The following is a 26,525-nucleotide window of genomic DNA, read 5'->3' on the forward strand; positions in this document are numbered from 1 at the left end:
TTTGCAATACGCATCCGGCGTCATGAACCGGATGCACAGGAGACGCCATACATGACGGTTACCGCCAATCAAGTGCTGCGTCCGCGCGCCCCGCAAATCGAGCGCATCACTGACCTTCGTGCGAAGGTCGTGATCGAGCCGCTGGAGCGCGGCTACGGACATACCCTCGGCAATGCCCTGCGTCGCGTGCTGCTGTCTTCGATCCCCGGCTTTGCCGTGACCGAAGTGAGCATCGACGGGGTGGTGCACGAGTACAGCACCATCGAAGGCCTGCAGGAAGACGTGCTTGAGGTGTTGTTGAACCTCAAGGACGTGGCACTGCGCATGCACAGCGGCGACAGCACCACGCTGTCCTTGCAGAAGCAGGGCCCGACCGTGGTCACCGCGGCCGACATCAAGGTCGACCATAACGTCGAGGTGCTGAACCCCGACCACGTGATCTGCACCCTGACCAAGGACGCCGCGATCAACATGCAGCTCAAGATCGAGCGTGGGTTCGGCTACCAGCCGGCCGCCGCCCGTCGCCGCCCGGACGAGGAAACCTCGACCATCGGCCGCCTGATGCTGGATGCCTCGTTCTCGCCGGTGCGCAAGGTCGCCTACGCGGTGGAAGCCGCGCGCGTCGAACAGCGCACCAACCTCGACAAGCTGGTGTTGGATATCGAAACCAACGGCACCATCGATGCCGAGGAAGCGGTGCGCACGGCAGCCAACATCCTGACCGACCAGCTGTCGGTGTTCGGCGATTTCACGCCGAAGCACGCCAGCGCCGCGCAGAAGACCCCGAACGGCGTCGATCCGCTGCTGATGCGTCCGATCGACGACCTCGAGCTGACCGTGCGTTCGGCCAACTGCCTGAAGGCCGAGAGCATCTACTACATCGGTGATCTGATCCAGAAGACCGAAGTCGAGCTGCTCAAGACCCCGAACCTCGGCAAGAAGTCGTTGACCGAGATCAAGGACGTGCTCGCGCAGCGCGGTCTTGCCCTCGGCATGAAGGTCGACCATTGGCCGCCGGCCGGTGTCGCCGCCCACGGCATGTTGGGCTAAGCAATCAACAGGCGATCCGGTGGCAACGCCGGATCGCCTGAGTTGTTTCACGTAGTACCCGCCGACGGGTCCAACCCGCGGCAATGACCGGCAAGGGACGCCGGCACCGGACCAACCGCAGTCCATGCAACAACGCCAGGATGGCGACAGCGAACTACACAGTCACGACATTCATCAGGAATCCAGACCATGCGTCACCAGAAAGCCGGCCGCAAGTTCAGCCGCACCAGCGCTCATCGTGAATCGATGTTCAAGAACATGGCCTCGTCGCTGATCAAGCACGAGCTCATCAAGACCACCCTGCCCAAGGCCAAGGAACTGCGTCGCGTCGCCGAGCCGCTGATCACGCTGGCCAAGGTCGATGGCGTCGCCAATCGCCGTCTCGCGTTCGCGCGCCTGCGCGACAAGGAAGCGGTCGGCACATTGTTCACCGTGCTGGGCCCGCGTTATGCGACGCGTCCGGGTGGTTACATCCGTATCCTCAAGTGCGGTTTCCGCGCTGGCGACAACGCGCCGATGGCCTATGTCGAACTGGTGGATCGCCCGGTCGACCTCGGTTAAGCGTTTCACCTGCAACGAAAATGAATAGGAAAAACCCCGGCGAATCGTCGGGGTTTTTTGTTATGGTGTGATGATGATCCCGAAGAGCTTTCGCGCCCGTTTCCTGATCGGTTTCCTCGCCTGTGCGGGGTTGCTGGGTTACGCTTTTTACGTGCAGTTCCAGCTCGGCGTAATGCCGTGCAATTTCTGCATCCTGCAGCGCATCGCCTTTGCCGCGTTGGGCACGGTGTTCCTGATTGGTGGCGTGATCGCGCCGAAATCGACGTCGGCGCGCAAATGGTTGGCGGTGCTTGCGGTGATCCCCGCAGTGGCCGGTGCGGGCGTGGCGTTGCGGCATGTCTGGGTGCAGATCTATCCGCCGCCGATGGCAGGATGCGGTTCACCGATGACGTTCATGCTCGAGATGATGCCGGTGCAGAGCGTGCTGCGGAAAGTGCTGACCGCCAGCGGTGATTGCAGCAACATCAACTGGACATTCCTGGGCCTGACCATGCCGGCATGGTGTGCGCTCTGGTTCATCGGGCTTGGTATCTGGGCGATCGCCGCCGGTTGGCGCAGGAGCGATCGCAAATTCACGGCGAGGAGCCTGAAATGAATCGAAACAAGAAGCACGTGCAGCCCGTCCGCGAAGCGCAGGACTGGACGCCGTGGAGTTGGCAGTCGCGCACCGCGACCCAGCAACCGACATATCCCGATGCCGTGGCGCTGGCCACGGCAACGCGCGAGCTCGGCGAGTTGCCGCCGCTGGTGACGTCGTGGGAAATCATCGAGCTCAAGCGCCAGCTCGCCGAGGCGCAGGACGGCAAGCGTTTCCTGTTGCAGGGCGGTGATTGCGCCGAGAACTTCACCGAGTGCAATTCCAACCTGATCAGCAACCGCCTCAAGGTGCTGTTGCAGATGAGCCTGGTGCTGGTGCACGGATTGCGCATGCCGGTGGTGCGTGTCGGCCGCTTCGCCGGGCAGTACGCCAAACCGCGTTCGTCCGATAGCGAAGTGCGCGATGGCGTCGAACTCCCGAGTTACCGCGGCGACATCATCAACTCGCCGGAATTCACCGCCGAGTCGCGGATTCCCGATCCGCAACGGATGATCACCGCGCACGCGCGTTCGGCTATGACGATGAATTTCGTGCGCGCGCTGATCGATGGCGGCTTCGCCGACGTCCATCACCTCGAATACTGGAACCTCGGTTGGGTCGGGCATTCGCCGCTGGCCGATGACTACCAGCGCATGGTGCAGGCGGTCGGCGATGCGGTGCAGTTCATGGAAACGCTGTCGGGCGGCCAGGTCGGCAACCTCAATCGCGTCGATTTCTACACCTCGCACGAAGCGCTGCTGCTGCCGTACGAAGCGGCGCAGACGCGCCAGGTGCCACGGCAGTGGGGCTGGTTCAACCTGGCCACGCATTACCCGTGGATCGGCATGCGCACGGCGGCGCTGGATGGCGCGCACGTCGAATATATGCGCGGCCTGCGCAACCCGATCGCGCTGAAGGTTGGCCCGAGCGTGACGCCCGACCAGTTGCTGCGCGTGGTCGATGCGTTGAATCCCGATGACGAAGCCGGTCACCTGACGCTGATCCATCGCATGGGCGCCGGCAAGATCGCGCAGGCGCTGCCGCCGCTGCTGGATGCGGTGCGTCGCGAAGGTCGGCGGGTGTTGTGGGTGTGCGATCCGATGCACGGCAATACCGAATCCACCGCGAATGGCTACAAGACCCGGCGTTTCGAGAACATCCGCCAGGAGATCGAGCACGCGTTCGACATGCACCGTGCCAGCGGCACGCGCCTTGGCGGCATCCATCTCGAACTGACCGGCGAAGACGTCACCGAATGCACCGGCGGTGCGCGCGAACTGACCGATGTCGACCTGCAGCGCGCCTATCGTTCCACCGTCGATCCGCGCCTCAATTACGAACAGGCGCTGGAAGCGGCGATGTGCATCGTCCGCAAGTCGACGCAGTTGCGCACGGCGAAGGCCTGACGCGATGCGGCGCGTGCTGATCGGCCTGCTGCTGACGGTTCCGCTGGCGGCACAGGCCGAATGGCGCGTCGAGACGCAGCAGAGTGGCGTTGATGCGCGCTTGCGCGGGGTCTCGGCGGTCGATGCCAAAGTCGCGTGGGCGAGTGGCAGCAAGGGCACGGTATTGCGCACGACCGATGGCGGCGCCCATTGGCAACGCTTGTCGATTCCCGATGCCGACAAACTCGATTTCCGCGATATCGAAGGCTTCGATGCGCGCACCGCGGTAGCAATGGCGGCAGGGCCAGGCGTGCAATCGCGCGTGTTCCGCACCCGCGATGGCGGCGCGACGTGGGCGCAGGTGCTCGACACGCGGGACGACAAAGCCTTCTTCGATTGCATGGCGTTCGACGGCAAGCGCGGCTGGCTGCTCGGTGATCCGGTTGGCGATCGCTACCAGCTCTACACGACGAATGATGGTGGCGAACACTGGACGCTGGATGGCAACGGTCCGCCGGCATTGAAGGACGAAGCGGCGTTCGCGGCCAGCGGTACCTGCATCGCGCGGATCAAGGGTGCGTTGGCGGTCGTCAGCGGTGGTGCGGCTTCGCGCCTGCACCTGTTGTGCGATGGCGAACATGACTGGCATGCGCTCGACACCGGCATGGCACGCGGCAAACCGGCGGCCGGCGCGTTCTCCGTGGCAGCGTGGCGCGGTGGTGCGTTCGTGGTCGGTGGTGATTACAGCGCCGAACAAGCGTCCGGCAATGCCGCGACCTTGCCGGCAACGTCAGCCGCGTCGCTGCGCATCGATGCTGCACCGCGTGGTTATCGTTCCGGCGTGGCCTGCACCGCACACGTGTGCATCGCAGTCGGGCCATCGGGCGTCGATGCATGGGATGGCAAGCGCTGGACGGCGATCTCCGACGCCAGCTTCGATGCGATCTCCATCCGTGGTGATAGCGCGTGGCTCAGTGGCGCCAAGGGCGCGCTGGCGAAGATCGAACTGACGCGTTGATCGGCGCTCATGGCACGATCGTCGGGATGAATGTCGGCGCCTTGCGCGCGTGCGTCGCCTGTTCGTAGCCATAGGCGATATCGAGCAACACCGGTTCGCTCCACGCGGTGCCGAGGAACATCACGCCGACGGGGAGTCCGTGGGTGAAGCCGGCCGGCACGGTGACCGATGGATAGCCCGCCATCGCCGGCAATTGCGACACGCCGCCGATGGTCGGATCGCCACTGACGATGTGATCGCCCAACACCGGGTCGGTGGGGAAGGCCGGGCCCCAGCTCGGCGCGATCAAGGCATCAAGATGATGTTTCACCAGCGCGGCATCGATGCCTTCCGGACCCGACAAACGCTTGGCCTTCGCCAGTGCATCGAGATACTTGCGATCGTCGAGGCCGCCTGCTGCATTCGCTTTTTCGAACAGGTCCTGGCCGAACCACGGCATCTCCTGCTTCGCGTGCGCGTTGTTCCAGTCGATCAGGGCGGCCAGTGTTTTCGGCTTGGCGTTGCTGTCGCGCAGATAGGCGGTGAGATCGTGCTTGAACTCGTACAGCATGATCGTCATCTCGGCCTCGCCGAGCGTGTCGAGATTGGCGACATCGACCGGATCGATCACGATCGCGCCTTGCGCACGCAGCGTGGCGATCGCGGCCTCGAGCGCGTGGTCTGCATTCGGCTCCATGCCGGCAAGCTTGCGCACCACGCCAATCCGCTTGCCCTTCAAGCCATCGGCGTGCAAGCCGGCAACATAGTCATGGCGATGCGCGTCCGCCTCTTTCGTGGCTGCATCGCGTGGATCGCTGCCGGCCATCGCGCCCAGCAACGCGGCGGCATCGGCAACGCTGCGCGCCATCGGTCCGGCGGTGTCCTGCGAATGCGCGATCGGGATGATGCCGGTTCGGCTCATCAGGCCGAGGGTCGGCTTGATCCCCACCAATCCCGCCATGCTGGCGGGGCAGAGGATGCTGCCGTCGGTTTCGGTGCCGATGCCGACAGTGGCGAGGCTCGCCGCGATCGCGCTGCCGGTGCCCGCGCTCGATCCGCACGGATTGCGATCGAGGACGTAGGGATTGCGCGTCTGTCCGCCGCGTCCGCTCCAGCCCGACGACGCGTGTGCGGAACGGAAGTTTGCCCATTCGCTGAGGTTGGTCTTGCCGAGGATCACCGCACCGGCCGCGCGCAATTTCGCCACCAGCGGCGCATCCGTCGATGGACGATTGTCGGCCAGCGCCAGCGATCCCGCCGAATTCGCCATGCCCACCGCATCGATGTTGTCCTTGAGCAGGATCGGGATGCCGTGCAGCGGACCGCGCACGTGTCCGGCGCGACGTTCGCGATCGAGCGCCGCGGCTTCCTTCAACGCATCGGGATTGAGCTCGATGATGCTGTTGAGGCGCGGGCCGGCGCGATCGATGCGGGCGATCCGTTGCAGGTAAGCACGGGTCAGCGCCTGGCTGTCGAGCTTGCCATCGCGCATGCGTGCCTGCAATTCGCTGACGCCGGCTTCGCTGACGTCGAACGCCTGTTTCGGCTGTGCGGCCAGGGCCGGCAATGACGCCAGCAGGAATGTCAGGAACGGGAGGATCGGGCGCATCGCGAGGTTCCGGGCGGGATGCCCGCGAGCATAGCGCGATGCTTCGTCAATCCGCCGCTGGCACCACCGGCGGGTGGCGATGGCGTTTCACCAGATCGCGCGCCAGCACGTAGAGGATGACCAGATTGAGGGCGACCACGCCCCAGGCCAGCCAGTGCAGCGGATGGCGATACAGCGCATAGACGTCGAAAGGCAGGTACATGGCGACACCGATGCAGCCCAGCCACGAGGCCCACGCCCGATCACGCCACAGGCCCCAACCCTCGGCGACATGGAGTACGCCATAGCCGAAGGCGACCACCACCGCGATGTGGACGCCGGTCGGGCTGACGATCTGGTCCACCCAAGCGGCGATGCCGTGGCGCGGGTCGAGATTGAAGCGGCGGATCAGGATCCACACGAAGTGGCGGATCGGATCCGGGCCGCTGATCGCCATGCCGCTGGCGGCAACCAGGCCAAGCAATCCCTTCACCACCTCGAAGATGGCGATGATGTGGAGGCCGGGGTGCGCCCTTGGATCCGGGTTGTAGGGCGCATCGTCAGTGGACGTCGCGCGTGTCTGAAGATCCATCGGAAGAGTGTCGGTGACCGGATGTTGCAGGGCGATGATGGAACGATGGGGCCAGCCGGGACGGTTGGCAAGGGCGGATCGTCACGCCGGCCACAGCGGCCCTGCAGCGAGTCGCCGATAGCCGCGTCCCATCTCGGTTTGTACCACCGAAATGTTGCCGATGCGCGCGCACGCCTGTTCCCGCATGGCGCCATCCGGCATCCACGCGGAACAGATCATCATCACAACCCGATCAGGCGGCGCGGCTGGCGCGCTTGCGATCGCTTTCGGTCAGGAACTTCTTGCGCAGGCGGATTTCCTTCGGGGTGACTTCGACCAGCTCGTCATCCTCGATGAAGTCCAGCGCCTGCTCCAGCGAATACTTGATCGCCGGGGTCAGCTTGATCGCATCGTCCTTGCCGGAGGCGCGCATGTTGGTCAGCGGCTTCGGCTTGATCGCGTTGACGGTCAGGTCGTTGTCCTTGGAATGGATACCAACCAGCTGGCCTTCGTACACCTGGTCGCCTTCGGCGGCAAACAGGCGACCGCGTTCCTGCAGTGGGCCCAGCGAATACGCCGGGGTTGCGCCCGCGGCATTCGCGATCATCACGCCGTTCTGGCGCTTGGCGATCGTGCCGGTTTCCTTCGGGCCGTAATGGTCGAAGACATGGAACAACAGGCCCGAACCCTGGGTCAGGGTGCGGAACTCGTTCTGGAAGCCGATCAGGCCGCGTGCCGGGATCATGTAATCCAGCCGCACGCGTCCCTTGCCATCGGACTCCATGTTCTTGAGCTGGCCCTTGCGGATGCCGAGCTTTTCCATGACGCCGCCCTGATGGATTTCCTCGACGTCCACCACCAGTTGTTCGAGCGGTTCCATCTGCTGGCCGTCGATTTCCTTGATGATGACTTCCGGACGCGACACCGCGAGCTCGTAGCCTTCGCGACGCATGGTTTCGATCAGCACCGACAGGTGCAGTTCGCCTCGGCCGGAAACCAGGAACTTGTCCGCGTCCGAACCTTCCTCGACCTTCAGCGCGACGTTGTGCAGCGTTTCGCGCTCGAGGCGCTCGCGCAGCTGGCGGCTGGTGAGGAACTTGCCGCCGCTGAGATCCTTGCTGCCGGCGAATGGCGAATCGTTCACCTGGAAGGTCATGCTGATGGTCGGCTCGTCCACGGTCAGCGCCGGCAGCGCTTCCGGGGTATCCAGCGCGCACACGGTGTCCGAGATCGACAGATCGGTGATGCCGGCGATCGCGACGATGTCGCCGGCCTCGGCTTCCTCGGCTTCGATGCGTTCCAGGCCCAGGAAGCCCAGCACCTGCATGATCTTGCCCTGGCGCTTCTTGCCTTCGCGATCAACCACGCTGACCGGCATGTTCTTCTTGACCTTGCCGCGCTGGATGCGGCCGATGCCGATCAGGCCGACGAAGTTGTTGTAGTCGAGCTGGCTGATGCGCATCTGGAACGGGCCATCGGGATCGACCTGCGGCGGCGCGACGTGTTGCATGATCGCTTCGTACAGCGGCGTCATGTCGCCTTCGCGCGCGGTGTCGTCGAGGCTGGCGTAACCGTGCAGCGCCGAAGCGTAGACGATGGGGAAATCGAGCTGTTCATTGGTGGCGCCGAGCTTGTCGAACAGATCGAACACCTGGTCGATCACCCAGTCCGGGCGCGCGCCGGGGCGGTCGATCTTGTTGACCACCACGATCGGCTTGAAGCCCATCGCGAAGGCCTTCTGGGTGACGAAGCGCGTCTGCGGCATCGGGCCGTCCATCGCGTCGACCAGGATCAGCACCGAATCGACCATCGACAGCACGCGCTCGACTTCGCCGCCGAAGTCGGCGTGTCCGGGCGTATCCACGATATTGATGTGGTTGCCCTGCCAGTTGATGGCGGTGTTCTTGGCCAGGATGGTGATGCCGCGTTCCTTTTCCTGATCGTTGCTGTCCATCGCGCGTTCGGCGAGCACCGTGCGCTCGTTCAGGGTGCCGGACTGTTTCAGCAGGCAATCGACGAGGGTGGTCTTGCCGTGGTCGACGTGGGCGACGATGGCGATGTTGCGGAGATTCTGAATGGACATGCGGAAAGGGCCGCGCAGGGCGACCGGGGCTGGAAAGTGAGCCGGAGATTATAGCCTGAGCGACTTCCGTACGGGTGCGCCCACCCTTGATCCGGCATCGATCGCCGCCATGTCAGCGGGAGCCGGCGACGCCGAATCGCGCCGTCCGGTATCGTTTCCACCTATTTCCCACCAAGTTCCTGGAGTCCCGCCCATGTCCCTGACCGCCACCCTCGACACCGACCGCGGCCCGATCAAGCTCGAGCTGTATCCCGACAAGGCGCCGCTGACCGTCGCCAATTTCGTCAATCTGGCCAAGCGTGGCTTCTACGACGGCCTGAACTTCCATCGCGTCATCAACGATTTCATGGTCCAGGGCGGCTGCCCGCTCGGCACCGGCACCGGTGGCCCGGGCTACAAGTTCGAGGACGAGACCAACAATGGCGTGCGCCACGAGCGCGGCGTGATCTCGATGGCCAATGCCGGCCCGAATACCAACGGCAGCCAGTTCTTCATCACCCACATCAAGACCGACTGGCTGGATGGCAAGCACACCGTGTTCGGCAAGGTGCTGGAAGGCCTGGACATCGTCGATTCGGTGAAACAGGGCGACACCATCAAGTCGATCCGCATCGAAGGCGATGCCGACGCCGCGCTGGCCGCCAAGGCTGATCGCGTGGCGGAGTGGAACAAGATCCTCGCTGCCTGATCGCAACGGTTGCGCATGTCGTGCCAGCATGGCTCGACGCAGGCACGATCCGACATGAATATCGCGCCTCCCGGGGCGCGATTTTTCATGGGCGGACACCACGGTCGAACAGGCCCGCTGTGTTAACATTTTCGGCTCCGAAGGCGGGCATTTCCGCCATCAACACCGCCTGATCCACGACAGGTTTTCCGGAGATCGTTTTCATGCCCCAGCTGTCCCAGCGCATCGGCCGCGCCAAGCCCAGTGCCATCATGCAGGTGGCCGAGAAAGCCAAGGCGCTGAAAGCTGGCGGCCGCGACATCATCAGTTTCTCGATCGGCGTTCCCAACTTCCTGCCGGGCCAGCATGTCTATGACGCCGCGCGCGATTCGCTGTCGCACGACAGCGGCCAGTACGGCAGCAATCGCGGTTCCGACGCCTTGCTCGATGCCTTCCTCAAGCACATCGCCGAGATCGGCCTGACCGGTTACACGCGTGCCAATTGCGCCACTGGCATCGGCGCCAAGCACGTGATCTACAACCTGGCGGAAGCACTGCTGGAAGAGGGCGATACCATCGCTTTCGCGGTGCCATACTGGACCAGCTATCTCGATATCGCCGACATCGTCAACGCGAAGATCGACCTGCTGCCGTGCCCGGCCTCGCAGAACTACAAGCTGACGCCGGCGCAACTCGACGCCGCGCTGGCGAAGAAGCCGAAGGTGTTCCTGTTCAACAACCCGAACAACCCGACCGGCATGGTCTACACGAAAGACGAGATTTATGCGCTCGCCGACGTGATCGCGAAGTATCCGGACACCTGGATCATCACCGACGACATCTACAACCGCATGGTGTTCGATGACATCGGCTATCACAACTTCGTGCACGCGCGTCCGGAACTGAAGGACCGCGTGATCTTCATCGATTCGTTGTCGAAGACCTACGGCATGCCCGGTTGGCGCGTCGGCTTCATGGCCGGCCCGGAAATCGTTGCGAAAGCGATCGTGACCATGAATTCCAACCACATCACCAACCTGCCGGAAGTCACCACCGCCGCGGCTGTCGCCGCACTGAGCGGCCCGCAGGACGTTCCCACGGAAAAGTGTGCGGAATTCCAGGCCAAGCGCGACCAGGTGATGGCAGTGATGAACGCCATTCCCGGCATCGTCTGCCCGCGTCCGCAGGGCGCGTTCTACGTGTTCCCGGACATCAGTGCGTACTACGGCAAATCGCACAACGGCAAGGTGATCGCCAACGACATCGACCTGTGCAATGCCTTGCTGGAAGCGAAGGGCGTGGCCTGCGTGCCGGGTTCGGCATTCGGCGAGCCGCGCGCACTGCGCATCAGCTATACCTGCCCGACGCCGCAGTTGGCGCCGGGTCTGCAACGTTTCCAGGAATTCTTCGCGGAATTGTCCTGATCCATCTTCAATTCGAATTCGGAGTCCATACATGAAAGCACCCGTTCGCGTTGCCGTTACCGGCGCTGCCGGCCAGATCGGTTATGCATTGCTGTTCCGCATCGCTTCCGGCGAAATGCTCGGCAAGGACCAGCCCGTCATCCTGCAGATGCTGGAACTGCCGCTCGACAAGGCACAGGCCGCGTTGCGTGGCGTGATGATGGAGCTGGAAGATTGCGCATTCCCGCTGCTGGCCGGCATGGTCGGCACCGATGATCCGGAAGTCGCGTTCAAGGACGCCGATTACGCGCTGCTGGTCGGCGCAATGCCGCGCGGCCCGGGCATGGAGCGCAAGGATCTGCTGCTGAAGAATGCCGAGATCTTCACCGTGCAGGGCAAGGCACTGAACAAGGTCGCCAGCCGCAATGTGAAAGTGCTGGTGGTCGGCAATCCGGCGAACACCAATGCCTATATCGCGATGAAGTCGGCGCCCGATCTGCCCGCGAAGAACTTCACCGCGATGCTGCGCCTCGACCACAACCGCGCGCTGTCGCAGCTGGCGATCAAGGCGAACGTCGCCGTCGCCGACATCAAGAAGCTCACCGTGTGGGGCAATCACAGCCCGACGATGTATCCGGACTACCGTTTCGCCACGGTCGATGGCAAGTCACTGAAGGACACCATCAACGACGCCGACTGGAATGCCAACACCTTCATCCCGACGGTCGGCAAGCGCGGCGCGGCGATCATCGAAGCGCGCGGCCTGTCGTCGGCCGCGTCGGCGGCGAACGCGGCGATCGACCACATGCACGATTGGGCGCTGGGCAGCAACGGCGAGTGGGTGACGATGGGCGTGCCGTCCGATGGCTCCTACGGGATTCCGGAAGGCATCATCTACGGCGTGCCGGTGATCACCGCGAATGGCGAGTACACCCGCGTTGAAGGCCTGGCGATCGACGATTTCAGTCGCGTCGCGATGGACAAGACGCTGGCGGAGCTGGAAGAAGAGCGCAGCGGCGTCGCGCACCTGCTGTGATCTCGCAACGTTCGTGGTGAAACGAAAACGCCGGGGAAACCCGGCGTTTTTCATGCGTCTCAGTCGATCGGCGCGACGTCGGGAAGTGGCCCCTCGTCGAGCTGGGTGACGCTGGTCGGGTTGCGCAATTCGCGTTGCAGGACCGAGTCGTCGAGTTCGTTCTCCCATTTGGACACGACGATCGTGGCGACGCCGTTGCCGATGAAGTTGGTCAACGCGCGGGCCTCGCTCATGAAACGGTCGATGCCGAGGATCAAGGCGAGTCCGGCGACCGGCACCGATGGCACCACTGCCAGTGTCGCGGCGAGGGTGATGAAGCCCGAGCCGGTCACGCCCGAAGCGCCCTTCGACGTGAGCATGGCGACGGCCAGCAACGTCAGTTCCTGCGTCAGCGTCAGGTCGATGTTGCAGGCCTGCGCGATGAAGATCGCGGCCATCGTCATGTAGATGTTGGTGCCGTCGAGATTGAACGAGTAGCCGCTGGGGACGACCAGGCCGACCACCGACTTCGAGCAACCCAGGCGTTCGAGCTTGCGCATCAGCGGCACCAGCGCCGATTCCGACGAAGACGTTCCCAATACCAGCAACAGTTCGTCACGGATGTAGCGGATGAAGCGCAGGATGCTGAAGCCGGTCAGGCGCGCGATGAGCCCCAGCACGATCAGCACGAACAGCACGCAGGTCAGGTAGAAACTGCCCATCAACCTGGCGAGCGGGCCGAGCGACGCGACGCCATATTTGCCGATGGTGAACGCCATCGCCGCACCGGCACCGATCGGCGCGGCCTTCATGATGATCGCCATCATCCCGAAGAACACTTTCGATACCGTCTCGAAGAATCCGATCACCTGCTGGCCGGGCTTGCCGAGATGGATCAGCGCGAATCCGAACAGCACCGCCAGCAACAACACCTGCAGCAGGTCGCCGTTGCCGGTGAAGGCATCGGTGAAGGTTTTCGGGATCAGGTGGAGCAGGAAGTCGGTGGTGTTCTGTTCCTTGGCCGCCGCAGTGTATTTGGCGACGGCTGCGGCATCGAGGGTGGCCGGATTGACGTTGAAGCCAGCACCCGGCTTGATCGTGTTGACGACGATCAGGCCGATCGCCAGGGCGAAGGAGGAGACGATCTCGAAATACAGGATCGCCTTGACGCCGACCCGGCCGACCTTCTTCACGTCGGAGACGCCGGCGATGCCGAGCACCACGGTGAGGAAAATGATCGGTGCGATCAACATCTTGATCAGCGAGATGAATGCATCACCGAGCGGTTTGAGCTTGACGCCGAGCTCGGGCCAGAAATGGCCGATGAGTCCGCCCACGACGATGGCGGCGAGGACGATCAGGTAGAAACGCGAACCGGAGGATTTCATGGCGGACTCCGTGCAGGGCGTGAGGTTGCGGCGGGGAGCGCCGCGATCACGGCGTGCCTGCAAGGGTGCCACAAGTCGCGCACACGCGAAGGCCACCGGAGGGGGCCTTCTGCAATTACTTCGCTGCCTGCCGCGCGGGTGCGTTCTTCACGTAGCGATCGAACCAGGTGAGCATTTCGTAGACCTCCTGTTCGTTCGATTCCATCGCGGTGTACCAGTGCGGCTCGTAGGGCAGCATCACCAGGCGCGTGGTGCCGCCAAGGCCACGTATGGCCTGGAACAGCTTCGGGCCCTGGATCGGTTCGGTGCCGGGATTGGCATCGTCCATGCCATGCATGATCAGCAGCGGCGATTTGATCCTGTCGGCATGGAAGAACGCCGAGGCCTGTTCGTACACCGCGGGCGTCGTCCACAGCGAGCGACGTTCGTTCTGGAAACCGAAGGGTGTCAGCGTCTTGTTGTAACTGCCGCTGGTGGCGACGCCGGCGCGGAACAGATCGGTGTGGGCAAGCAGGTTGGCCGTCATCAACGCGCCATGGCTGTGGCCGGTGACGCCGATGCGATCGCGATCGACCACGCCGAGCTCGACCGCCTTGTCGACCGCGGCCCGGGCATCGGCGACGAGCTGGTCGATGTAGGTGTCGTAGGCCGACTTGGGATCGCCGACGATCGGGAATGCCGCGTTGTCGATGATCGCGTAACCGGCGAGCAGCAGCAGGCGATAACCGCGCAGGAAATCGAAGGTCTTCTGCGACCCGCTGACCTGTCCGGCCTTGGATGGATCGGCGTAGTCGAGCGGATAGGCGTAAAGGACGGCGGGAACGCGCGTGCCTTCCTTGTAGCCGGGTGGTGTGTACAGCGTGAAGGAGAGATCGACGCCATCCGCACGCTTGTAGGTGACCAGGCGCTTCCTGGCACCGCGCACCTGTGGCATCGGATCGGCGATATGGGTGACGGGCGTGGTCGAGTTCGCGTACGCGGCTTCGCCATCGGTCGCAGTGATGGCAGCACCCAGTGTCGTCATGAACACGTTCGGCGGATCGACCGGCGATTGCTTCGCGACCAGGAAGCGCGTGCCACCCGGCAGTACCGAACCAACGCGCTCGTAGGCATCGGCACTGCTGCGGAACAGGCGTTCGGTCTTGCCGCTCGCGAGGTCGTAGCGATCGAGGAAGGGACGATCGCCCTGCGGTGTCGAGCCGTTGCCGCGCAGATAGACCTTGCCGCCGTCTTCCTGCACGACGACTGCACCATTGGCCTGGCGCTTCATCACCAGCGATCCGGGCGCCTTGTACTTTTCGTCGGTGGAGTAATCCCAGACCACCTTCGGCGGCGAGCCCGGCGCTGCGACATCGATGCGGGTGACGCGCATCCAATGCTTGTTGGCGTCGTATTCGTAGACGAAAGGCGAATCGCCTTGCTCAAGCCAGGCGATGCCACTGAAGCGCTGCGGCGTGCGGACCACTTCGACCGGCTTTGCGGTGAACGGCGCGCCTTGCATCATCACCTTGTCGCGATTGGGCACGCTGGTTTTCCAGTCGCCACCATCGAGTGCTTCCGCCCAGACCAGTGTCGCCGGCGCATTGGCGCGCCATTGGAATCCGCGCGGCCCGGTCGGCACGCCGCCCACGGGGACGCGATCGGCGACCGGCGAACTGTCGATCGGTTTCATGCTGCCATCGACGCTGTCGAGCACGACCGAGTCCTTGGCAAAACGTTCCCACGTCGTCGCGTAGGAGTAGGGGCGCTTCAATGCTTCGTACAACACGTGATGGCCATCGGGCGCGACATCGACGCCGGCGATCACCGCGGGTTTGCCCAGTGGGGTGACTATGCCGCTGGCGACATCGACTGTCGCGAGTTGCGCGGTGGTGTAGTAATCGAACAGGACTTCGTCTTCCGGTCCCGCCAGGGTGTCGCGCGCCTCGTAGGTGCTGCTTTCGCCCTTGCCGCCCAGCGATTCCTTGATCTCCGGTGCGATCGCTGCATCGCCGCGCGAAGGCGCGGCGCCGCGATTGGCAGGAATCTGTTTCACCAGCAGCGTCTTGCCGCCATCGAGCCACTGGATGTCGTTGTCGAGGATGGTGTTGAGACGGACGCCATCGATGCGATGCGCACGACCGCTGGCGACATCGCCGACCCACAGTTCAACATGATCGGCGACGGTGTTGTTGAAGGCGAAACGACCGCCATCGGGCGACCAGCTCGGCATGCCCGGGCAGGCGCCGGCGGGCAGGGCGATCTTGCGTTCCTTGCTGCTGGCGATGTCGATCAGGCTGAAACCTTCGAGACAGGCACGGATGCCGTAACCGTTGGAGGCATCGTGGCGGGCGCCGGTGCGTGGTTCCACGCGCACGCCGGCCAGCTTGAGATAGGGTTCGGCGACACGCTTGATCGACGGGTACTGCGCCTGCTGCACCATCAGCAGCGTGCGATTGGTCGGGTCGCCGATGGCCGACGGCGGCAGTGCCGTGTGCATCACGCCGAGGAGCGGTTCCGGTGGCTTGTTGTAGCCGGACTGCGCGAGCGCAGGCGTGGCGCACAACGCGATGGCAAGGGCGAGCGCGCCCGGAAGCAGACGGTGGCCGGACATGCAGGTTCTCCTCCTGTGAACGGCCCCACGCTATCACCCGCCGCAATTCCCTCTCCATGCCGAAAGTCATGCAGCCCGGGACGCGATCGGGCGAACCGGCGTGGCGAGGTAAAATGGCGGATTCCGAGGAGTCGCCATGTCACCGACCACATCCGCCGGCGCGCCAGCTTCCCACGGCGCAAGGTTCCGAGCCGCACTTGCCGCCGAATCGCCCTTGCAGGTGATGGGCGCGATCACCGCCTACGCCGGCCTGATGGCCAAACGCAGCGGCTACCAGGCGCTGTACCTGTCCGGAGGCGGTGTCGCCGCGAATTCGCTGGGCGTGCCCGATCTCGGCATCAGCACCATGGAAGACGTGCTCACCGATGCACGTCGCATTGTCGACGCCACTGATCTGCCGCTGCTGGTGGATATCGATACCGGCTGGGGCGGCGCGTTCAACATCGGTCGCACCATCCGCAACTTCGAGCGCATCGGCGTCGCCGCCGTGCACATGGAAGACCAGGTCGGGCAGAAACGCTGCGGCCATCGTCCCGGCAAGGAAGTGGTGACCAAGGATGAGATGGTCGATCGCGTCAAGGCCGCGGTCGATGCGCGCACGAATCGCGATTTCGTGATCATGGCGCGTACCGATGCCGCGGCGGTCGAAGGCATCGATGCCGCGATCGAACGCGCGATCGCCTATGTCGAGGCCGGCGCCGACATGATCTTTCCAGAAGCGATGAAGTCGCTCGACGATTACCGCAAGGTCAAGGCCGCAGTGAAGGTTCCGATCCTCGCCAACCTCACCGAGTTTGGCTCGACACCGTTCTTCACCACCGACGAATTGCGTGATGCCGGCGTCGATATCGCCCTGTATTGCTGCGGCGCCTATCGCGCGATGAACAAGGCGGCGTTGAACTTCTACGAAACAGTGCGTCGCGAAGGCACCCAAAAGAACCTCATCGACACAATGCAGACGCGCGACGAGCTGTACGACTTCCTCGGCTACCACGCCTACGAAGACAAGCTCGACACGCTGTTCGCCCAGACGAAGCAAGGAGACTGACCACATGAGCGATACCCCGAGCACCCTGCCGAAGCCGAAGAAATCGGTCGCGCTGTCCGGCACCGCTGCCGGCAATACCGCGCTGTGCACCGTTGGCCGCAGTGGCAACGACCTGCATTACCGCGGCTACGACATCAAGGATCTGGCAACGAAATCGACCTTCGAGGAAGTCGCGCATCTGCTGGTGCACGGCACGTTGCCGACGGCATCGCAGCTGAAGTACTACCGCACCAAGCTGAAGCGCCTGCGCGGCCTGCCGGCGATCGTCACCGACGCGCTGGAACTGATTCCTGCCAACGCGCATCCGATGGACGTGATGCGCACCGGCTGCTCGGTGCTGGGCACGGTGCTGCCGGAACGCGAAGGCCATCCGACGCCGGAAGCGCGCGACATCGCCGATCGCCTGATCGCCAGCTTCGGCTCGATGTTGCTGTACTGGTGGCACTTCACCCGCAACGGTCGCCGCATTGACGTGGAAACGGATGATGACACCGTCGCCGCGCACTTCCTGCACCTGCTGCATGGCGAACCGCCGTCGAAGCTGCATGCGGACGCGCTCGACAAGTCGCTGATCCTCTACGCCGAGCACGAATTCAATGCCTCGACCTTCGCCGCACGGGTGATCGCCGGCACTGGGTCGGACATGTATTCCTGCATCACCGGCGCCATCGGTGCGTTGCGCGGGCCCAAGCATGGCGGCGCCAACGAAGTGGCGATGGAGATCATCAGCCGCTACGGCAATGCCGCCGCCGCCGAGGCCGACATCAAGGCGCGGATGGAGAAGAAGGAAATCATCATCGGCTTCGGCCATCCGGTGTACACCATCGGCGATCCGCGCAATCCGATCATCAAGGAACTCTCGCGCGAACTGTGCAAGGACGGCGGCAACCAGACCCTGTTCGATGTCAGCGAACGCATCGAGACGCTGATGTGGGACAGTAAGAAGATGTTCCCGAACCTCGATTGGTACAGCGCATCGGCGTATCACATGATGGGCGTGCCGACGGCGATGTTCACGCCGCTGTTCGTGATCGCGCGTACCAGCGGCTGGAGCGCGCACGTGATCGAGCAGCGCGAGGACGGCAAGATCATCCGCCCCAGCGCCAATTACGTTGGTCCGGAAGATCGGGAGTACGTGGCGATCGACAAACGCTGAGAATCTGCCCGCGATCCTGCTGCGCTCGTCCTCGAACCTGAACGAGGCGACGGCAGGGTCTGGCTGAATGGGGTACACTAGCCAAGTTCGCGCACGCCGGGTCCGTTTTCCAACCATGGCCGCCGCGGGGCTCCAGAGTCCCGCCTTCCCACGCACGTCTTTCGTTGCGCTGACACGTTCCGGGTTGTCCGGAACGTCATACATGCACTCGCAGCGCGTCAGGAAAGCTCCGGGTCCATCGCACGGCATCGCCGTGCGGACATACTTTGGAGCACACAATGAACTTTGAAACCCTCGGCATCGCGCCGGCCTTGCTGCGCGCGCTCGCCGATTCCGGCTACACCACTCCCACCCCGATCCAGGCGCAGGCCATCCCGCTGGTGCTGTCCGGCGAAGACGTCCTTGGCGGCGCCCAGACCGGTACCGGCAAGACCGCCGCGTTCGGACTGCCGCTGTTGCAGCATCTGTCCAAGAACACCTCCGCGAAAGGCCCGCGCAAGCCGCGCGCGCTGATCCTGGTGCCGACCCGCGAACTGGCGGTGCAGGTCAGCGATAACCTCAAGGGCTATTCGCGCTACCTGCGCATGAATGTCACCACGCTGTTCGGTGGCGCCGGCATGCAGCCGCAGATCAACAACCTGCAGCGCGGCGTCGACGTGCTGGTGGCCTGCCCGGGTCGCCTGCTCGACCATCTCGAGCGCGGCACCGTCAAGCTCGACGCGATCGAAATGCTGGTGCTCGACGAAGCCGACCGCATGCTCGACATGGGCTTCCTGCCGGCGATCAAGCGCGTCCTCGCGCGCGTTCCGGCGCAGCGCCAGACCCTGCTGTTCTCGGCGACGTTCGAAGCGCGCATCAAGGCGCTGGCGCTGGAATTCATGCGCAATCCGAAGCAGGTCGAAGTCGCCTCGCAGGCAACGATCGCCGACACCATCGTCCATCGCGTGCATCCGGTGGACGCATCACGCAAGCGCGATCTGCTGATCGACATCCTCTCGACCCGCCACAGCGAACGCGTGCTGGTGTTCGGCAAGACCAAGCACGGCTGCGATCGCCTGTGCGAGCAGCTGGAAAAGGCCGGGCTGCCGGCGATGGCGATCCATGGCAACAAGAGCCAGGGCGCGCGCCAGAATGCCTTGAACCGCTTCAAGAGCGGCCAGACGCGCATCCTTGTGGCGACCGACGTGGCAGCACGCGGACTCGACATCCCCGACCTGCCGCTGGTGATCAATCATGATCTGCCGATGGTGGCCGAGGATTACGTGCACCGCATCGGCCGCACCGGCCGCAATGGCGCGCGTGGTGAAGCGTTGTCGCTGGTGGCGCCGGACGAAGGTCCGCTGCTGCGCCAGATCCAGCGCATGCTGAAGACCGATATCGCGATGGAAACCGTGAGCGGCTTCGAGCCGAGCCGAGCGATCCGCATGGATGGCCCGGTGTCCGCCGCGCGTTCGGGCGGCAACAAGCCCGGCGGCCAGCATGCACCGCGCAAGCCGGCGCAGCGTCCGCATGGACATGCGCATGCCAAGCGACAGGGTCACGATGCGCCCAAGGCCGGCGCACATGCCGCCCGTGCCGGCAGCCCGAAGCCGCGTAGTGCGCAAGGCGTGCGGCGCGATCGTCGCGCCTGATCGCATCACCGCAACATAAAGAAAAAGGCCGGAGCGATCCGGCCTTTTTCGTGGGTTACTTCGCCTTGTCCTCGGCGGCATCCTGCTTGGCGCTTTCGCGCGCGTTCTCGACGATCTTTCCGGAGCCGGCATCCACGCCGACTTCATAGCGTTTGCCCTTGCTGTGGATGACGAAGCTGTAACGCAGTCCGCCGTTTTCCTTTTCCAGCTCCTGCTCGCTGATGGAGCCGGGTCGCGCCTTGAGTGCGAGCGCGCGCGCCGTGGTCAATTTCACTTTCGCCTGTGGTGCGAGTTCCGCGCCCTTCAGCGCCAATTCGCCGGCAATCGCCGCGTGTCCGGAAAACGCGACAGCAGCAACGGCGAAGAAAAGCATTTTCGATCGTGTGTTCATGACAATCTCCTGTGATGCACTTCATGGTGTTGCTACTGGTGATCAGCCCCCGACTCGAACAAGTCGGTTGGCGTCTCGGGTTTTCCGCCGCCCAGCGGAATGCTGTAGGTGAGGCTTAGCGTCCGTCGTGATCTTCGTCGGATGCTCGATTCCACCAGGATCGGGCTGTCGATGCGGCTGCGTTCGCGGGCCGAATCGAACAGGTCCGACAGCGCAAGCACCGCCGTGCTGCGGTTGGCGAAGGTGCGGCGATAACCGACATTGGCGGTGGTCATCGGCAGTTGATAACCCTGGGCCATCGGCCTGCGGCCGCGATACTGGATGCCCAGTTGCACGAGGTCGCGCTTGCTCGGCTGGTAATCGAGGCCCGTCTTCAACGAGTTGCTGTAACCGGAGGTCACCGGAATACCGAGGTTGCTGCCGTCGAACTGGTTGTAATTGATGTTGCCGCTGATCTTGTAGCCCAGGGTTGGCGTCAACTTGCCACGGGCGGAGAAATCGACGCCGGTGGCGGTATTGCGCCCGAGGTTCTCGTGCGTGGTCAGCAACACCGTGGGCGAAATGAAGCGGCTGACCACGGTGAAGGCATTGTTGGTCTTGCGGTAATAGGCGGTGGCGTCCCATGAAGTGATGGCGCCTTCGAAGGCATAGCTTGCTTCGAACGAATTCGTTTCCCTGGGCTTGAGGTTGGGGTTGCCGGCGCGCTGGTTCAGCGGATCGGAAAACACCGGGTACGGGTTGAGGTCCTCGATATCCGGGCGGTAGATGCGCTTGCTGTAGCTGAAGCGCATGTTGCGGGTATCGCTGAGGTCGTATTGCAGGTGCAGCGTGGGATACGCGCGGGAATAACTCTTGCGATTGCGTTGCGCGGTATCGACCTGGCGACCGTCGGTCACGGTGTTTTCCAGGCGCAACCCAAGCATCGCCGACCACTTGTCCACGAACTTGCGGCCGTAGGTTCCATACACCGCGTTGGTGGTTTGCGTATAGAGGAAACGGTTGGTCAGCGTCGGATCGGGAGTCGCTTGCCCGGTCACGGGATCGATGATGTCACCGCGCGCCTGGTAGTCGGCGCTGTTGCGCTGGACATCGTAGCCAAGCAGCAATTTGCCGCCGGCGAGCCCCTGTTTGTATTCGGCCGTCGCCTCGCTCTGTATCTCGTTGGCATCAGGCCGTTGATCGTCGATCTCGATCAGTCCGGCGGGCGTGCGGTACACATTGGTGTAGCGGCGGAATTGATGCTCGATGCTCTGACCGCGACGCAGGTCGAAGGTGAACTCCCGGCCGGGCTCGGCGAAGGTGTGGCGATAGCGCGCCGTCGCCTCGGTATTGGTTTCGACTTCGCTGCCGCTTCCAATGCGGTCGTAATCGCTGACCAGGACGCCGGATTGATCCACCGTGTTGGTCTCGCGAATGCGTGGCGAACCGGTGCGACGGGAGTAGTTGTAGCCGACGCTCAGTCTGTCGGCTGATGTCACATCGTAGTCAACCGTCGCGCCGACTGCCGCAGTTTTCCGCTCGCTTTTGAACAGACTGTCCTGATGGCTGTCGGTGGTGCCGGTGGCTGGATCAATGCGTGTGCGGGTGTCCGTGTAAGGCCGCCACGGCACATCGCGGCGCAGGCTGGCGTTCGCCGATATCGACAAGGGACCGCGTGCGTGGTTCAGAACCCCGCCCAGGTTGACACGCCCGTCGGTTCCGGCGCCTGCCCGCAGCAAACCTGTCGTTCCCGGTTTGCGATCTTTCTTGGTGATGATGTTGATGATGCCGGAGCTGCCATCGGGCTTGAAGGCGGCAGAGGGATTGGTGATCACTTCGACGCGGTCGACCATGTCGGCCGGGAGGCTTTGCAGGGTCTCGGCGCGATTGGCTGGACTCATCATGGTCGAGGTCTTGCCGTCGATCAGGATCTGCACGCTGCTGTCGCCGCGCAAGCTGGGATTGCCCTGGGCATCGATTTCGACCGAAGGCAGGTTGCCGAGCACGTCGCCGATGGAGCCCGACGCAGCCATCAAGTCGTTGGCGACGTTGTAGCTCTTGCGATCGATCGCGCTGACGACATCGGGCCGGGTGCCGGAGACGACGACCGTTCCGAGCGTATTCGGCTTTTTATTGGCGGACGTCTGCGCCGGAGCCTGCGGCGTCGCTTGTACTTGTGCTTGCACTGGTGTTTCCGGCGCAGTTTGTGCCTGGACGCCACTGGCGATGCACAGCGGCAGTGCTGCTTGCAGCAGTCGGAGGCCACGCTTCTGGTCCGCTGTCGCTGACGATCGCCGCATCGGGTTTCCAAATTTCATCGAAGGGTTCCATTTTAAGAGCCCGCGCATCATCGCGGGTGTCGCTTTGTGTAAAGCGCGCGCGATGCGTGTCGCAATGTGTCGCGGCGTGCGAATCGACATGGATCGACACGCAATCGTCTTCCCGGCGTTCATCGCACGTTGTATGTTGGCGCATGGCCCAAACGCATCTCCTGGTGGTGGACGACGACCGCGAAATCCGCGGCCTGCTCGCCGTGGAATTGGCCAAGATGGGCTACGAGGTCGCCTGCGCCGAAAATGGCGCGGCGATGCGGCGCGCGCTTGAGCAGCAAACGATCGATCTGGTGATCCTCGACTTGAACATGCCGGGTGAGGACGGACTGACGCTCTGCCGCCAGCTGCGCGCCGCCAGCCAGGTGCCGATCATCATGCTGACCGCACGCGGCGAACCGCTTGACCGCATCATCGGGTTGGAGATGGGTGCCGACGATTACCTCGCGAAACCGTTCGAGCCGCGTGAACTGCTGGCGCGCATCCGCAGCGTGCTGCGACGGACCCATGCGCTGCCACACAATCTCGCGCCGGAGCAAATTCGCCGTGCGCGCTTCGCAGGCTGGACCTTCGATGTCGAGCATCGCCAATTGATCGGTCCCGATGGCCGGGTGACGATCCTCGGTGGTGCCGAATTCCGCCTGTTGCGCCTGATGATTGATCACGCCAATCGCGTGCTCACCCGGGAGCAGCTCATCTCGCTCGGCGCCCTCGGGCAGAGCGAGGCGCTGGATCGCGCGGTCGACCTGCAAATCAGCCGGCTGCGTGCGCGCTTCGGCTCGCAAGGCGCCGACATCATTCGCACGGTCCGCAACCAGGGCTATGTGTTGGCCAGTGCAGTGGAGGTCGAATGATCCGCTTGCGCGCCCTCGACACGCTGAGCCGGCGGATCTTCGTGATCCTGCTGCTCGGCATCACGATCGCCGCCATCGCCGGTGGCGAGTGGGCCGAACATCGCCAGACCGAAAGCCTTCACCACATCCAGGCGGAAAGAGCAGTCGAACGCGCCAGTGCGCTGTTGACTGGATTGCAAGGCGTGGTGCCGAAGCGCAGGCAACACGAGGCCAAGGAAAGCAGCGCCTTCCTGAGATCCGCGAACGCCGCGGACGGTTCCGGGATGCGCGACGCCGAACTCACCGCGCTGATGCAGCCGCGCCTGTTGCCGGGCATGCAAGCATCGGTCGCGCGATTGCCCACCGAACGTTGCCTGATTCCGGGAGATGGGGAAAGCCAAGTCGGAGTCAGCGAATCGGCATTCGAAGAAGCGCGCGATTCGAAGGCCGCTGTGGAAGCAGGCGCCTGCCTGCGGATGGATGCGAAGTTCGCGGATGGCAGTGCTTTGGACTTCATCACCGGGCCGCCGCCGTTGCTGAAACCCGCACAAGGAATGGATCTTGGCTTCCTGACCGTGCTCGGCGTCGCGACGGCGTTGCTCGCGCTGCTTGTTGCCCAGATCGCAGTCGCCCCGGTACGCACGTTGACACGGGCCGCTGCCGGATTTGGACCGGGAGATGAAGCGTCGCCACTACGCGAGCGCGGCTCAAGCGACGTGCGCACGGCCATCCGCGCATTCAATGGCATGCAACGACGGCTGGCGCGACATTCGGCGGAGCAGACTCACATGATCGCCGCAATCACCCACGATTTGCAGACGCCGATGACGCGCATGCGTTTGAAACTGGAAGCGATCGATGACGATGGCATCCGCAGCCGATTGCTGTCCGATTGGCAGGCGATGCGCGCGATTGTCGAGGAAGGCCTGGAGTTGGCCAGGAGTACGCATCTGCGTGAGGAAGCCGTCCTCCTCGATGTCGACTCGCTGATCGAGAGCATCGTCGAAGATGAGACCGAGGCAGGTCATCAAGTGACATTCCAGACCGCTGCCGGCCGCGACCTGCGCTGTCGTCCGCAGATGCTGCGGCGCTGCGTGCAGAACCTGGTCGACAACGCGATTCACTACGGTGGCAAGGCGGACATGGCCACGCGCGTCGATGCGCAAGGCTTCAGCATCGAGATTCGCGATGCGGGGCCGGGCATTCCCGAAGACAAACTGGAAGCGGTGTTCGAGCCGATGGCGCGGCTGGAGACGTCGCGTTCGCGCGAAACCGGCGGCACCGGGCTGGGACTCACCATCGCGCGGATTTTGGCGGCGCGCAACAATGCGACCCTGGCCTTGGCGAACCTGCCTGAAGGCGGGTTGCTGGCGACGATTCTCTTTGCGAACCCGGCGTACGACTAACTGCATGGCGGGTGGAAACGAAAGGGCCGGATCGCTCCGGCCTTTTTCATTGACGATTGTTGCGACGAATCAGTGTTTCTTCGCCACGATCCAGCGATCCACTTTCTGTTCCAGGATCGACATCGGCACTGCGCCGTCTTCCAGCACGACGGCATGGAATCCGCGCGGATCGAAGCGATCGCCGAGTTCCGTTTGCGCCTTCTTCTTCAGGCGCTGGATGGTGAGTTCGCCGACCTTGTAGGCGACCGCCTGTGACGGCCACGCGATGTAACGCTCGGCTTCGGCGGTGGCATCGGTGAGCGACACCGCGGAGTTGTTCATCATGTAGTCGATGGTCTGCTCGCGCGTCCAGTTCTTGCTGTGCAGGCCGGTGTCGGTGACCAGACGGATTGCCCGCCACAGTTCGTCCTGCAGGCGACCGAAATAGTCGTACGGCGTTTCATACACGCCCAGCGACTTGCCCAGTGATTCCGAATACAGTGCCCAGCCTTCGACATAGGCGGTGTTGCCGCCGAAGCGACGGAACGCCGGTACGCCCTTCAATTCCTGCTGGATGCCGATCTGGAAGTGATGTCCAGGGATGGCTTCGTGCAGGAACAGGTCTTCCGCCGACCACGTCTTGCGCGAGGGCAGGTCGAAGGTGTTGACGTAGAAGATGCCGGGGCGGCTGCCGTCCTCACTCGGGCTCTGGTATTCGCCGCCGGCGGCGGATTCCGCGCGGAACGCCTCGACCGGACGGATTTCGAAACCGGCCTTCGGCACCAGCGAGAACTGCTCGGGGATGCGCTTCATGATCCGCGCTTCCAGCCCACGATAGAACTTCAGCAGGTCATCTTCCGACTTGAACTGGAACTGCTTGTCTTCGCGCATGAACTTGAAGAAGTCCTGCAACGATCCCTTGAAGCCGACATCCTTCATCACCTGCTGCATTTCGCCATGGATGCGTTCCACTTCCGACAGGCCGATGGCGTGGATCTGGTCGGGCGTCAGGTCGGTGGTGGTGGTCTGGCGCACGTCGAAGGCGTACCACGCCGCGCCATTCGGCAGCTTGTCGAGGCCGACGCTGTCGCGCGTCTTCGGCAGGTAATCGTTGGCGATGTAGGCGCGCAACTTGCGGAACGCCGGCATCATCTCGCCGCCGATCATCGCCTGGTATTCCTTGGTCAATCGCGCCTTGTCGGCGGCGCTGAAGTTCGCTGGAAACTGCTTGATCGGACCCCAGAAAAGGCTGTCCTGCGGCTTGTCCTTGATGATGGCGTCGTACTGCGGAACGACCTTGGTCATCAGTGCGCGCGGCTGCACCACGCCGGCTTTCACGCCGGCCTGCATGTCGGCGATGATGCTGTCGACCAGTACCGGGATGCGACGGCCGCGCTTCAGCCAGTTGTCGTAATCCTTCACCGTCTTGAACGGTTGCGCGCCAGTGCCGTTGCCGAGTTGCGCCATCTGCGTGGCGATGCTGCCCATCTGGTTCACCGGCATCATCCAGTCCGGATATTGCTCGCCCTCGAGGGATGCCTTGGAGTCATGCACGAACATTTCGTAGCTGATCAATGCCTGGCCGCTAAGCCCGGAATCGCCGATGGATTCGATTTTCTTCAGCCAGCGCGCGGTGAACTCGTGGTTCTGCTTGCGGAATTCGGCGGAATAGAAATCCGGAAGCTGATCGTTGTAGCGATTGTCACCCTGGTAAGTCGCACCCAGCGGATTGAGCTTCAGCGATTCTTCCCAGTACTGCGCGTACAGGGCATCGAGCTGTCTGGCCTTGGCGCTGCTCGCTGCAGGCGCGTGGGCCTGCTTGGCGGGTTCGGCGTTGAGGGTGGGAACGCTGGCGGCGAGGGCGATCGCGAAGGTGAGGTGGGCAAGACGCATG

At 63.6% G+C, this 26,525-nt stretch carries 22 protein-coding genes; 13 read left to right on the forward strand and 9 right to left on the reverse strand.

What is annotated here, in order from left to right:
* Window positions 1-51 precede the first annotated feature (51 nt).
* The 5 genes from Lysil_RS09085 (at window position 52) to Lysil_RS09105 (ending at window position 4,591) form a co-directional block, all read left to right on the forward strand.
* Window positions 52-1,050 carry a DNA-directed RNA polymerase subunit alpha gene (locus Lysil_RS09085; protein ID WP_103075291.1) on the forward strand — a complete coding sequence of 333 codons (999 nt, stop codon included), beginning with the start codon at window positions 52-54 and terminating at the stop codon, window positions 1,048-1,050.
* A gap of 189 nt (window positions 1,051-1,239) precedes the next feature.
* Window positions 1,240-1,611, forward strand: coding sequence for a 50S ribosomal protein L17 (rplQ, locus tag Lysil_RS09090; protein WP_103075292.1), 372 nt, complete (start codon window positions 1,240-1,242; stop codon window positions 1,609-1,611).
* Between the two features lie 73 nt (window positions 1,612-1,684).
* Window positions 1,685-2,206 (forward strand): disulfide bond formation protein B, encoded by a 522-nt coding sequence (locus tag Lysil_RS09095; RefSeq protein WP_103075996.1) that lies wholly within the window; start codon window positions 1,685-1,687, stop codon window positions 2,204-2,206.
* On the forward strand, window positions 2,203-3,594 hold the full coding sequence (locus Lysil_RS09100; RefSeq protein WP_103075293.1) for a class II 3-deoxy-7-phosphoheptulonate synthase: 1,392 nt from the start codon (window positions 2,203-2,205) through the stop codon (window positions 3,592-3,594). The genes Lysil_RS09095 and Lysil_RS09100 overlap by 4 nt, the downstream gene beginning before the upstream one ends.
* Window positions 3,595-3,598: 4 nt before the next feature.
* Window positions 3,599-4,591, forward strand: coding sequence for a WD40/YVTN/BNR-like repeat-containing protein (locus Lysil_RS09105; protein ID WP_103075294.1), 993 nt, complete (start codon window positions 3,599-3,601; stop codon window positions 4,589-4,591).
* A gap of 7 nt (window positions 4,592-4,598) precedes the next feature.
* Here the strand turns inward: Lysil_RS09105 and Lysil_RS09110 are convergent, their stop codons facing one another.
* The 4 genes from Lysil_RS09110 to typA all read right to left on the reverse strand — a co-directional run bounded on the left by Lysil_RS09110 (window position 4,599) and on the right by typA (window position 8,812).
* Window positions 4,599-6,179, reverse strand: coding sequence for an amidase (locus Lysil_RS09110; RefSeq protein ID WP_103075295.1), 1,581 nt, complete (start codon window positions 6,177-6,179; stop codon window positions 4,599-4,601).
* Window positions 6,180-6,225: 46 nt separating this feature from the next.
* Window positions 6,226-6,750, reverse strand: a complete 525-nt coding sequence (locus tag Lysil_RS09115) for a DUF2127 domain-containing protein (RefSeq protein ID WP_103075296.1) — start codon at window positions 6,748-6,750, stop codon at window positions 6,226-6,228.
* 81 nt (window positions 6,751-6,831) lie between these two features.
* A complete protein-coding gene (locus Lysil_RS13395) occupies window positions 6,832-6,972 on the reverse strand; it encodes a hypothetical protein (RefSeq protein WP_165782448.1) in 141 nt (46 codons plus the stop codon).
* Between the two features lie 10 nt (window positions 6,973-6,982).
* Window positions 6,983-8,812 (reverse strand): translational GTPase TypA, encoded by a 1,830-nt coding sequence (gene typA, locus Lysil_RS09120; protein ID WP_103075297.1) that lies wholly within the window; start codon window positions 8,810-8,812, stop codon window positions 6,983-6,985.
* Window positions 8,813-9,005: 193 nt separating this feature from the next.
* Here typA and Lysil_RS09125 point away from each other — a divergent pair, with 193 nt between their 5' ends.
* The 3 genes from Lysil_RS09125 to Lysil_RS09135 all read left to right on the forward strand — a co-directional run bounded on the left by Lysil_RS09125 (window position 9,006) and on the right by Lysil_RS09135 (window position 11,918).
* Window positions 9,006-9,500 (forward strand): peptidylprolyl isomerase, encoded by a 495-nt coding sequence (locus Lysil_RS09125; protein WP_103075298.1) that lies wholly within the window; start codon window positions 9,006-9,008, stop codon window positions 9,498-9,500.
* Window positions 9,501-9,703: 203 nt separating this feature from the next.
* The gene (locus tag Lysil_RS09130; protein ID WP_103075299.1) at window positions 9,704-10,903 is read left to right on the forward strand and encodes an aminotransferase class I/II-fold pyridoxal phosphate-dependent enzyme; all 1,200 of its coding nucleotides are present in this window, start codon (window positions 9,704-9,706) and stop codon (window positions 10,901-10,903) included.
* Between the two features lie 31 nt (window positions 10,904-10,934).
* A complete protein-coding gene (locus tag Lysil_RS09135; protein WP_103075300.1) occupies window positions 10,935-11,918 on the forward strand; it encodes a malate dehydrogenase in 984 nt (327 codons plus the stop codon).
* Window positions 11,919-11,977: 59 nt separating this feature from the next.
* Here the strand turns inward: Lysil_RS09135 and Lysil_RS09140 are convergent, their stop codons facing one another.
* Together Lysil_RS09140 and Lysil_RS09145 are read right to left on the reverse strand one after the other, a co-directional pair.
* Window positions 11,978-13,285: a dicarboxylate/amino acid:cation symporter gene (locus Lysil_RS09140; RefSeq protein WP_103075301.1), complete on the reverse strand. Its 1,308-nt coding sequence runs from the start codon at window positions 13,283-13,285 to the stop codon at window positions 11,978-11,980.
* Window positions 13,286-13,400: 115 nt separating this feature from the next.
* Window positions 13,401-15,878 carry a S9 family peptidase gene (locus tag Lysil_RS09145; RefSeq protein ID WP_103075302.1) on the reverse strand — a complete coding sequence of 826 codons (2,478 nt, stop codon included), beginning with the start codon at window positions 15,876-15,878 and terminating at the stop codon, window positions 13,401-13,403.
* A 136-nt stretch (window positions 15,879-16,014) separates the two neighbouring features.
* Between Lysil_RS09145 and prpB the strand changes: the two genes are divergently transcribed.
* From prpB to Lysil_RS09160, 3 genes are all read left to right on the forward strand, one after another.
* Window positions 16,015-16,926, forward strand: coding sequence for a methylisocitrate lyase (gene prpB, locus Lysil_RS09150; RefSeq protein ID WP_103075303.1), 912 nt, complete (start codon window positions 16,015-16,017; stop codon window positions 16,924-16,926).
* Between the two features lie 4 nt (window positions 16,927-16,930).
* The gene (prpC, locus tag Lysil_RS09155) at window positions 16,931-18,082 is read left to right on the forward strand and encodes a bifunctional 2-methylcitrate synthase/citrate synthase (protein WP_103075304.1); all 1,152 of its coding nucleotides are present in this window, start codon (window positions 16,931-16,933) and stop codon (window positions 18,080-18,082) included.
* Between the two features lie 278 nt (window positions 18,083-18,360).
* Entirely contained in the window at window positions 18,361-19,713 is a 1,353-nt protein-coding gene (locus tag Lysil_RS09160) for a DEAD/DEAH box helicase (protein ID WP_103075305.1), read from the forward strand.
* 55 nt (window positions 19,714-19,768) lie between these two features.
* Here Lysil_RS09160 and Lysil_RS09165 read toward each other — a convergent pair whose 3' ends face one another.
* Together Lysil_RS09165 and Lysil_RS09170 are read right to left on the reverse strand one after the other, a co-directional pair.
* A complete protein-coding gene (locus Lysil_RS09165; RefSeq protein WP_205756925.1) occupies window positions 19,769-20,104 on the reverse strand; it encodes a PepSY domain-containing protein in 336 nt (111 codons plus the stop codon).
* Between the two features lie 32 nt (window positions 20,105-20,136).
* On the reverse strand, window positions 20,137-22,269 hold the full coding sequence (locus Lysil_RS09170) for an outer membrane beta-barrel family protein (protein ID WP_165782449.1): 2,133 nt from the start codon (window positions 22,267-22,269) through the stop codon (window positions 20,137-20,139).
* Window positions 22,270-22,556: 287 nt separating this feature from the next.
* Here Lysil_RS09170 and Lysil_RS09175 point away from each other — a divergent pair, with 287 nt between their 5' ends.
* Together Lysil_RS09175 and Lysil_RS09180 are read left to right on the forward strand one after the other, a co-directional pair.
* Window positions 22,557-23,267 carry a response regulator gene (locus tag Lysil_RS09175; RefSeq protein ID WP_103075308.1) on the forward strand — a complete coding sequence of 237 codons (711 nt, stop codon included), beginning with the start codon at window positions 22,557-22,559 and terminating at the stop codon, window positions 23,265-23,267.
* On the forward strand, window positions 23,264-24,652 hold the full coding sequence (locus Lysil_RS09180; protein ID WP_103075309.1) for an ATP-binding protein: 1,389 nt from the start codon (window positions 23,264-23,266) through the stop codon (window positions 24,650-24,652). The genes Lysil_RS09175 and Lysil_RS09180 overlap by 4 nt, the downstream gene beginning before the upstream one ends.
* Window positions 24,653-24,721: 69 nt before the next feature.
* On the opposite strand, the gene Lysil_RS09185 is transcribed toward Lysil_RS09180, so the two are convergent.
* Entirely contained in the window at window positions 24,722-26,524 is a 1,803-nt protein-coding gene (locus Lysil_RS09185; RefSeq protein ID WP_240600476.1) for a DUF885 domain-containing protein, read from the reverse strand.
* Window position 26,525: the final 1 nt, after the last annotated feature.

Origin of the sequence: Solilutibacter silvestris (assembly GCF_002895945.1) — a bacterium.
GTDB lineage: Bacteria > Pseudomonadota > Gammaproteobacteria > Xanthomonadales > Xanthomonadaceae > Solilutibacter > Solilutibacter silvestris.